The organism is Streptomyces sp. HSW2009, assembly GCF_040240285.1.
Classification (GTDB): Bacteria; Actinomycetota; Actinomycetes; order Streptomycetales; family Streptomycetaceae; genus Streptomyces.
The window spans coordinates 1-8,469 of the sequence record NZ_JBEHZD010000362.1; the positions used below are offsets into that span (position 1 = coordinate 1).

Here is an 8,469-nt window from a genome sequence, read left to right on the forward strand (position 1 = left end):
CCCCCCCCCCCCCCCCCCCCCCCCCCCCCCCCGCTCGGGTAGGCGTGCACGTTCTGGCGGTACGAGGCGACCACCGTGAACATCAGCACGACGACCGCGGCGGCGATCCACGGGCTGAAGTGGTAGGCCGACGCGCCTGCCACGGAGAGCACGAGGAGTACCTCACCCGGCGCGTACGCAACGGAGGAGAGCGGATCGGAGGCGAAGACCGGCAGGGCGATGCGCTTGGGGAGAAGGGTCTCGCCCAGTTTGTCGCTGCGCAGCGCCCTGCCGATCAAGATCCGTTTCGGCAGGTCGGTCAGTTTGGACACGCAGAGGATCGTAGGGGGTCGGCTCGGGCGCCGCCCACCCGCCACCCGTGAGCGGCGCCCCCTGACTTTCCCTAGGGGTGGCGGTGCAGGCGGGCGGGCAGGGTGCGGTGGCCGTTGGAGATGAAGGAGTCCACCGGAACCAGCTCGTCGGGGGCGACCGCCAGGTGCACGTCGGGGAAGCGTTCGAAGAGCGCGGGCAGGGCGGTGCTCGCTTCGAGTCGGGCCAGCGACATGCCCAGGCAGAAGTGCACGCCGTGGCCGAAGGAGAGGTGGTCCTTGGTGGCTCGGGTCACATCGAAACGGTCGGCGTCGGCGCCGTGCACCTCGGGGTCGCGGCCGGCCGCCGCGTACCCGGCCAAGATCGCCTCGCCCTTGCGGATGGTGAGGCCGTCCAGCTCGATGTCCTCCACCGCGTAGCGCAGCGGCAGGTTGGCGACCGGGGCCTGGGAGCGCAGCGTCTCGTCGATGACGTCGTCCCAGCTCGCCTTCCCGGCCCGGACCAGCGCGAGCTGCTCGGGGTGGGTGAGGAGGGCGTGCAGGGCGTTGTCGAGGAGGTTGACGGTGGTCTCGTGGCCGGCGCTGATCATCAGCAGCAGGGTGTCGGCGAGTTCCTTTTCGGTCAGCCGCGAGTCGCCGTCCTCGTCGCGGGCGGCGATCAGGCCGGTGGTCAGGTCGTCGCCGGGGTGTTCGCGCTTGTCGGCGATCAGCTCGCCGAGCAGCCGGTACATCTCGCTGTAGGTGTGGGTGACCTCCGCCGGGTCGGCCGAGGTGTGGAAGATGCTGTCCACGCAGGAGCGCAGCCCGTCCCGCAGGGCGGGGTCCGCGACGCCGAACAGCTCACAGATCACCCGGATCGGCAGCGGGTACGCGTACGCCTCGCGCAGGTCCACCACCGCGCCCGGCTCGGCGCGCTCGAAGTCGTCGAGCAGCTCGGTGGTGATCGCCTCGACGCGCGGGCGCAGCTCCTGGGTGCGGCGCAGTGTGAACGCCTTGGAGACCAGCGACCGCAGCCGCTTGTGGTCATCTCCGTACGCGGTGAACATGTTCTGCACCGCGACCCAGGTGAACAGCGGCCACTCCGGCGATATCTCGCCGTTGATCCAGGTGGGCCAGTGCTGGCGGGCGTCCTTGGAGACGCGGGGGTCGGCCAGCAGGTCCTTGATCATGGCCTGCTGGGTCACCGCCCACGCCACCACCCCGCCAGGGAGCTCCACCAGCGTCGCCGGCCCGTGGGAGCGGAGTTCGGCTCCCTCGGCGTGGATGTCGCGGCCCGTGAGGTCGATGGCGACGGGGCAGGACTGGCGTTCCATGGCATCTCTCCAGGTGTCTCGTCGGTCTTGGCTGGCGCTGAACTGACGGCTGCGGTCGCCGCGCCCGCGGGGGGTGCGGCGACCGCCGGAAAGCGGACGGGGAGCGCGCTGAGCGCGCGGTGGAACGGTCCCGGGCGCCACTCCAACTCATCGACGGGGCGCGTGAGTTCGAGGTCGGGCAGCCGGTCGAGCAGCTTCTCCACGGCGACCGATGCGATCAGCCGGGCGCTGCTCTGGGCCGGGCAGGCGTGCGGGCCCGCGCTCCAGGCCAGGTGGGCGCGGTTGCCGGCGCGCTGGTCGGAGGAGAGCGAGGGGTCGGTGTTGGCGGCGGCGAAGCTGACCACGACGGGCTCGCCCGCGCGCAGCCGCAGGCCGGAGAAGTCGAGGTCGTGCACCGGGTAGTGGACGGCGTAGTTGGCCATCGGCGGGTCGGCCCACAGCACCTCGTCCAGGGCGTCGTCGACCGGCAGGCTGCCGCCGGCCAGGTTGCCGGCGAACCGGTCGTCGGAGAGGAGCAGCCGCAGCCCGTTGGCGATGAGGTTCTGTTCCGGCTCGGTGCCGGCCCCCATCAGGACGACGAGTTGGTGGATCATCTCCTCGTCGGAGAGCTCCGCGGGGTGCGCCATCAGCCAGGAGGTGACGTCGGCCGCCGGCTTGGCGCGCTTGAGCGTCACCAGCTCGATCAGGGTCTGGGTGAGCAGCGCGTTGGCCTTCTCGGCGTCCACGCCGTCGAAGATCCCGGACATGCCGGCCACCAGTTGGTCACCCAACGCGGGTGGGCAGCCGAAGAGTTGGTTGAAGACCAGCAGCGGGATGATACGCGCGTAGTCATTGAGCAGATCGGCTTCGCCGCGCGCACAGAAGGTGTCGATGAGGGTGTCGGCGCTCTCCTCGACGTACCCGCGCAGCGCGTTGGGGTCGATCCGCTCCAGCGAGTCGGTGACCGCCTGCCGCAGCCTGCGGTGTTCCTCGCCGTCGGCGAACAGGCAGTTCGGCCGGTACATCATCATCGGCACGACGGGGCTGTCCATCGGCACCCGGCCGTCCGCCAGGGCCCGCCAGCGGCGCGGGTCCTTGGCGAACGTCTCGGGGCTGCGCAGCACGCTCAGCGCCTCCTGGTAGCCGGTGACCAAGGTGGCGTCCACGCCGGGGGCGAGCAGCACCGGGGAGGCCGGGCCGAAGCGGCGCATCTCCTCGTACGCGGCGGCCGGGTCGGCGGCTAAGTCGGGGCCGTACATCGGCACGCCGCTGGGCCGTCCTGAGTGGGCCGGGCAGCCGGGCGGCGGCCCGGAGCCGACGTCGGGGTGAGAGGTCACGCGTGCTCCTGATCGTGAGGGGACGGGGTGCCCCCACCGGGCCGCGCCGGCCGGTGGTGGGCCGGCGGTGGCTGCGGGCGGTGAGCGGACGGGTACGGACGGGGGTGGGGGGTGGGCATGCGGGCGGGGCCGGGCTCAGCGCCACGGGGGGTACGGGGTGGTGCGAGGCGGTACGGGGCTGGCGCCGCCCTGGCGGTCCGGCGGCGGCCGGCCCGTCGGGGCGGAGGGGATCAGATGAGGCTCTGGCGCTGGTGGGCGTGGCGGGCCTGGAGGTACTGCACCAGGGAGATGAGCGCGTGCGTGGAGGAGGTGCGGTCCCGGGCGTCGCAGGTGACCAGCGGCGTGTCGGGCAGCAGGTCGAGCGCCTCGCGTATCTCCTCGTCGTCGTAGCGGGGCGCTCCGTCGAAGTGGTTGACGGCGACCGCGTACGGCAGGTCGTGCTCCTCCAGCAGGCCCATCACGTCGAAGGACTGGTCAAGGCGCCGGGTGTCGGCGAGCACCAGCGCGCCGAGGGCGCCCTGCGTCATGTCCTGCCAGAGCCGGGTGAACCGCTTCTGACCGGGCGCGCCGAACAGGTAGAGCACGAGTTGGTCGGTGAGGGTGAGCCGGCCGAAGTCCATGGCGACGGTCGTGGTCGACTTGTCGTCTATCCCGGCGAGGTCGTCCACCAGGGCACCGGCCTGGGTCATGGTCTCCTCGGTGCGCAGCGGTTTGATCTCCGAGAGGGACCCGACGAACGTGGTCTTGCCGACCGCGAAGTGGCCCACGACCAGGAGCTTGACCGCGGTGCGGACCGTCTGTCGCAGATAGACGTCCTCAGAGGCGAGCGCGGAGCCCATCGAGCACCTCCTGCAAGAGCTGGGATTCGGGGAGTTGGGCCCTGGGGATGGGGGCCCTGGTGACGATGTGTCCGCTGTCGACGAGGTCGCCGAGGAGCACCTTGGTGACGCTCACCGCGAGCCCGAGGTGCGAGGCCACCTCCGCCACCGACAGTGCGCCGCCCCGGCATAACTCCACCAGTCGCCGCTGCTCGGGACCGAGGTCGACCAGCGGCCGGTCGTGCTGGGCGATGACCAGCGTGACCAGGTCGAAGGTGTTACGGGTCGGGTAGGCCCGGCCGCCGGTGACGACGTAGGGCCTGACCAGTCCCCGCTCGCGCCGGGGCGAGGTCATGCGGGGCTGCCGATGCCCTGCTCGGCGACGCCGCGCCGGGGCGGGCTGGTGAGTTCCTTGCCGAGCCGGTCCACCAGCTTCTGCATGCGGTAGGTGACGGCTTCCATGTCCACCTCGGCGGTGGCCGACACCGCCAGGTAGGCGCCCTGTCCCGCGGCCACCAGGAAGACGTAGCCGTCGGCGAACTCGACCAGGGTCTGCCGCCAGGGGGTGGTCTCCCGGGCGCAGAACTCGGCGGTGCTGCGGCTGATCGACTGGAGCCCGGAGAGCGCGGCGGCCTGCCGCTCCGCCTCGTCGCGGCCGATGCCCTGCGAGTGGGCCCGCAACATGCCGTCGGCCGACAGCAAGATGGCGTGGCTGGCCTCGGGCATCCGTACGGCCTCGTCGAGCATCCAGCCCAGGTCGTTGGTCATGTGATCGTTCACGCTGGTCATGCCGGGGGGTTCCCTTCCTCATCGTTGGGGTTGGTGGCGCGCCCTGACCTGGTCCCGCGGGCGAAGGCGCCCATCCGCCGGGCCGTCTCCGCCGCCGAGCGCGCCGGGGCCTGTTCGGCGGCGGGCTGGGGGGCGGCGGGTGCGGCCTGCTGGCCCTGGACCGGCTGTCGCCTGCGGCGCTTGGGCAGGCCGCCGGCGGTCGCGCCATGGACGGTCGGTGGCACGTCCTGCTCGTCGTGCGCCCGCGCCGACGCCTCGGCGGGCTCGGGCAGCGCGGCGTGGGTGCGGGGGGTGGTGCCGGCCGCGGGACGGCCCGGGGTCTCGGCCCGCCCTGCCGCCGTGGGGGTCGCCGGCCCGGCGGGGGCCGCGGGGACCGTTCCGGGTCCGTCGTCGGCGAGGTGGGTGAGCAGCGCGCTCGGCAGGAAGAGCACCGCGCGCACACCGCCGTACGGGGAGCGGGTGTCCACCGAGGCGCTGAAGCCGTAGCGGGCGGCGAGCACACCGATGGCGGCGAAGCCGAACTGCGGCGGGTCGCCCAGCCGGGAGACGTCCACGGACTGGCGGCCGGCCAGCAGCCGGGCGGCGCGCTCGACTTCCTGCCCGTCCATGCCGACCCCGGCGTCGTCGATGACGACGCAGGCGCCGTTGTGCGCGGGCTGGAGGTTGACCTCGACGGTGGTGTTGGGCTGCGAGTGGCGGGCCGCGTTGTCCAGGAGTTCGGCCACGGCGAGCACCACCGGCTCCACCGTCCGGCTGACGACAGCGATGTCGACCTGGGCGTGCACCCGCACCCGTCGGTAGTCCCTGATCCGGGAGGTGGCGCCGCGCACCACGTCCAGGAGCGGGGAGGCCGCGCGCTGGCGGCCGGGCCAGGAGCCGCAGAGCACGGCGATGGCCTGGGCCCGCCGGCCGAACTGCGAGTTGGCGTGGTCGATCTCCAACAGGTCGCGCAGCACATCGGGGTTGTCGTGCCGGTCCTGCATGCCGGAGATGGCGAGCTGCTGTTCGTGCGCGAGCCCCTGGAGCGCGCGCATCGACGCCTTGAGCGCGGCCTTGGCGGCCTGGTCGGCCCGGGTCTGCGCCTTCTCCACGGCACCGGCGAACTGCTCGGTGGCCTGCTGGAGGTGCCAGGCGTACGCGGTGCCGGTCAACTGCTCGTCCAGCAGACCGGGTTCGGGGAGCGACTGGTGGCTGGAATCGCCGGCCGCCGGCAACCGCACCTCCACCAGGTGGCGCACCTCTTCGTCGCGGGCGCGCAGACTGCCCTCAAGTGCGGCGTTGTGCTGCCGCAGACGGGCCGCGATCTGTCGCTGCCGCAGCAGCAGCACGGCGACGACCAGCAGCGCACCGGCGACACACCAGAGCACCACCTCCGATATCTGTTGTGTCATCAAGTCCTCAAGCGACGGGGGTGGGTGGCGCGCAGAGCTGAAGCGGAATACGGGCGATCATCCTAGCCAGAACGATCTCCGCCAGGACGGCATCTGGCGTGATCGAGCGGGGTGCTTGACGCGATCCGAGGGGGTGCCCGGTGGCCCGGCGGAGCGGCCCCGACACCCCGGGAACGCCGCCGTAGCCGGCGATCTTCGCTGCCCGCGCCCCCGCCGTCCATGCCCCGCCGCAGGTCCGGGGCGTCCTCCGACCGGCCCCCACCGGGCGATGCGATCACGCCACGGGGCACATGCCAGGCGGGCAGGGCGGGACGGGCCTGGGGGCGGTCCGCTGGGCCATCTGGGAGAGGGGGTGGGGCCGTCTCGGTGGGACGGGGTGGGGGCTCGGGGCCCGAGGCTCGGGTACGTGATCGAGCGGCCCGGGTGCACGGGGCGGCAGCCGGCCGGGACGTACCGGGGACGGCATGAGCGCTTGCTCGGCGGCCCGGGTGCACCAGGGGTACGGGTGCACCAGGGGTACGAGGGTGGCGGGCGGCCCGGGGGCACCAGGGGCACGAGGCCGGCGAGCGGCCAGGGCATGACACCCGCACCGCGTACGCCGAGTACGCCACGTACGCCGCTCCCGGGACGCGCCCCAGCGGGGCCCGTGGGTCGCCCGTGCGTGAGGGGCACGGGGGCCGGGGCGGCCGGGCGCAGGGGTGGCGCCGGGGCCGCGGACACTGCGGCTACCGTTGTGCCGGACGCCTGGCCGGACGACACTCACTCCTGCCGCGTACCGTCGTCGCCGGGGCCGATGGCCTCGTTGTCGCCCCGTATGCCTGGAAGGAAGATATGAGCAGGGTTTTCACGCGAGCTGGCTCGCCGACCAGGAGTGCGGGGTAACAGGCCGATGCACATCGTCATCATGGGCTGCGGCCGAGTGGGCGCGGCGCTCGCGCAGACCCTGGAGCGGCAGGGGCACACCGTCGCCGTCGTGGACCAGGACCCGACGGCCTTCCGGCGGCTCGGGGCCGGCTTCAGCGGGCGCCGGGTGACCGGGGTCGGCTTCGACCAGGACACGCTGCGCGAGGCGGGCATCGAGGAGGCCGGGGCGTTCGCCGCGGTCAGCAGCGGCGACAACTCCAACATCATCGCCGCCCGGGTGGCCCGCGAGATGTTCAGCGTCGAGAACGTCGCCGCCCGCATCTACGACCCCCGCCGCGCCGAGGTCTACCAGCGGCTCGGCATCCCCACGGTGGCCACCGTGCGCTGGACGGCCGACCAGATGCTGCGCCGGCTGCTGCCCTCGGGCGCGGAGCCGCTGTGGCGCGACCCGAGCGGCGGCGTGCAACTGGCCGAGGTGCACACCTCCCCCGCCTGGGTGGGCCACAAGGTGAGCCGGCTCCAGGAGGAGACCGGGGTACGGGTCGCCTTCCTCACCCGGTTGGGCGAGGCGGTCCTGCCGACCTCGCAGACCGTGCTGCAAGAGGGTGACCTGGTGCACGTGATGATGCGGACGGACGAGGTGGAGTCCGTCGAGGCGGCGTTCGCCAAGGGGCCGGAGGACGGCTCGTGAGCCGGGTGCGCGCGCTGGGCGCGGGTGACGGGGGCCGCGGCGGCAGCGCCGCCGGCCGGACGGGCAGCAGCCGCGGGCGCGGCACGGTGGACAAGGAGGCGGCGGCATGAGGGTCGCTATCGCCGGAGCGGGCGCGGTCGGCCGTTCCATCGCGGCGGAACTGCTGGAGAACGGGCACGAGGTCCTGCTCATCGACAAGGCGCCCACCGCCATCTCGGTGGAGCGGGTGCCGCAGGCCGAGTGGCTGCTCGCGGACGCCTGTGAGATCACCTCGCTGGACGAGGCGGCGCTCCAGCGCTGCAACGTGGTCATCGCCGCCACCGGCGACGACAAGGTCAACCTGGTGGTCTCGCTGCTGGCCAAGACCGAGTACGGGGTGCCGCGGGTGGTGGCCCGGGTCAACAACCCGAAGAACGAGTGGCTGTTCAACGAGGCGTGGGGCGTGGACGTCGCCGTCTCCACGCCGCGGCTGATGTCCGCCCTGGTCGAGGAGGCGGTGAGCGTCGGCGACCTGGTCCGGCTGCTGCGCTTCAGCCACGGCGACGCCAACCTGGTCGAGCTGACGTTGCCGCCCGAGGCGGCGCTCGCCGGCACCCGGGTCGGCGACGTGGCCTGGCCCGAGGACACCTCGCTGGTCACGATCATCCGCGGCACCCGGGTCCTCACGCCCAGCGGCGAGGACGTGCTGGAGGCCGGCGACGAGCTGCTGTTCGTGGCGGCCCAGGCTCGTGAGGAACAGTTGGAGGACCTGCTGTCCCTGCGCCGCGAGGACGCGGACCTGCCGGACTGACCGGCCCTGCCCCGGGGAGCGGCCGGCCGTCCCGCACGGCTCCGTCCGCGCGCCTTCCGCCCGTAGGGCCGCGGTCGTACGGGCTCGCGCGGCGTACGCCCCGAGGGGTCGTACGGGGGCGGCTGGCGGAGGGCCGGAAGCGGCGCGCTGGATGGAGAAAGGCGCCGGGCGGACTGGGTGTTCCAGTCC

General features: G+C 73.2%; 8 protein-coding genes and 1 pseudogene. 2 read left to right on the forward strand and 7 right to left on the reverse strand.

The features are described 5' to 3' along the window. The 7 genes and pseudogenes from AAHZ94_RS23345 to AAHZ94_RS23375 form a co-directional block, all read right to left on the reverse strand. Window positions 1–311, reverse strand: a pseudogene (locus AAHZ94_RS23345) (DNA-binding protein); the annotation flags it as partial. A 71-nt stretch (window positions 312–382) separates the two neighbouring features. After that, window positions 383–1,477, reverse strand: coding sequence for a cytochrome P450 family protein (locus AAHZ94_RS23350; RefSeq protein WP_349994952.1), 1,095 nt, complete (start codon window positions 1,475–1,477; stop codon window positions 383–385). Window positions 1,478–1,488: 11 nt separating this feature from the next. Continuing rightward, a complete protein-coding gene (locus tag AAHZ94_RS23355) occupies window positions 1,489–2,859 on the reverse strand; it encodes a cytochrome P450 (RefSeq protein ID WP_349994953.1) in 1,371 nt (456 codons plus the stop codon). A gap of 308 nt (window positions 2,860–3,167) precedes the next feature. After that, a complete protein-coding gene (locus tag AAHZ94_RS23360; protein ID WP_349994947.1) occupies window positions 3,168–3,776 on the reverse strand; it encodes a GTP-binding protein in 609 nt (202 codons plus the stop codon). Further along, complete coding sequence (locus AAHZ94_RS23365; RefSeq protein ID WP_349994948.1) at window positions 3,754–4,110, reverse strand: DUF742 domain-containing protein; 357 nt, start codon at window positions 4,108–4,110, stop codon at window positions 3,754–3,756. The genes AAHZ94_RS23360 and AAHZ94_RS23365 overlap by 23 nt, the downstream gene beginning before the upstream one ends. Next, entirely contained in the window at window positions 4,107–4,544 is a 438-nt protein-coding gene (locus tag AAHZ94_RS23370) for a roadblock/LC7 domain-containing protein (protein ID WP_414725844.1), read from the reverse strand. The genes AAHZ94_RS23365 and AAHZ94_RS23370 overlap by 4 nt, the downstream gene beginning before the upstream one ends. Next, entirely contained in the window at window positions 4,541–5,935 is a 1,395-nt protein-coding gene (locus tag AAHZ94_RS23375) for an ATP-binding protein (RefSeq protein WP_349994949.1), read from the reverse strand. Before AAHZ94_RS23375 ends, AAHZ94_RS23370 begins: the two co-directional genes overlap by 4 nt. A gap of 871 nt (window positions 5,936–6,806) precedes the next feature. Between AAHZ94_RS23375 and AAHZ94_RS23380 the strand changes: the two genes are divergently transcribed. Beyond that, on the forward strand, window positions 6,807–7,490 hold the full coding sequence (locus AAHZ94_RS23380; protein ID WP_349994950.1) for a potassium channel family protein: 684 nt from the start codon (window positions 6,807–6,809) through the stop codon (window positions 7,488–7,490). 106 nt (window positions 7,491–7,596) lie between these two features. Then, complete coding sequence (locus AAHZ94_RS23385; RefSeq protein WP_349994951.1) at window positions 7,597–8,280, forward strand: potassium channel family protein; 684 nt, start codon at window positions 7,597–7,599, stop codon at window positions 8,278–8,280. Window positions 8,281–8,469 lie beyond the last annotated feature (189 nt).

Excerpts from the sequence above, each read along its gene's own strand:
- AAHZ94_RS23385 (WP_349994951.1), top strand. The coding sequence starts at position 7,597 with ATGAGGGTCGCTATCGCCGGAGCGGGCGCGGTCGGCCGTTCCATCGCG.
- AAHZ94_RS23365 (WP_349994948.1), bottom strand. The coding sequence starts at position 4,110 with ATGACCTCGCCCCGGCGCGAGCGGGGACTGGTCAGGCCCTACGTCGTC.
- AAHZ94_RS23355 (WP_349994953.1), bottom strand. The coding sequence starts at position 2,859 with ATGTACGGCCCCGACTTAGCCGCCGACCCGGCCGCCGCGTACGAGGAG.
- AAHZ94_RS23370 (WP_414725844.1), bottom strand. The coding sequence starts at position 4,544 with ATGACCAGCGTGAACGATCACATGACCAACGACCTGGGCTGGATGCTC.
- AAHZ94_RS23360 (WP_349994947.1), bottom strand. The coding sequence starts at position 3,776 with ATGGGCTCCGCGCTCGCCTCTGAGGACGTCTATCTGCGACAGACGGTC.
- AAHZ94_RS23375 (WP_349994949.1), bottom strand. The coding sequence starts at position 5,935 with ATGACACAACAGATATCGGAGGTGGTGCTCTGGTGTGTCGCCGGTGCG.
- AAHZ94_RS23350 (WP_349994952.1), bottom strand. The coding sequence starts at position 1,477 with ATGATCAAGGACCTGCTGGCCGACCCCCGCGTCTCCAAGGACGCCCGC.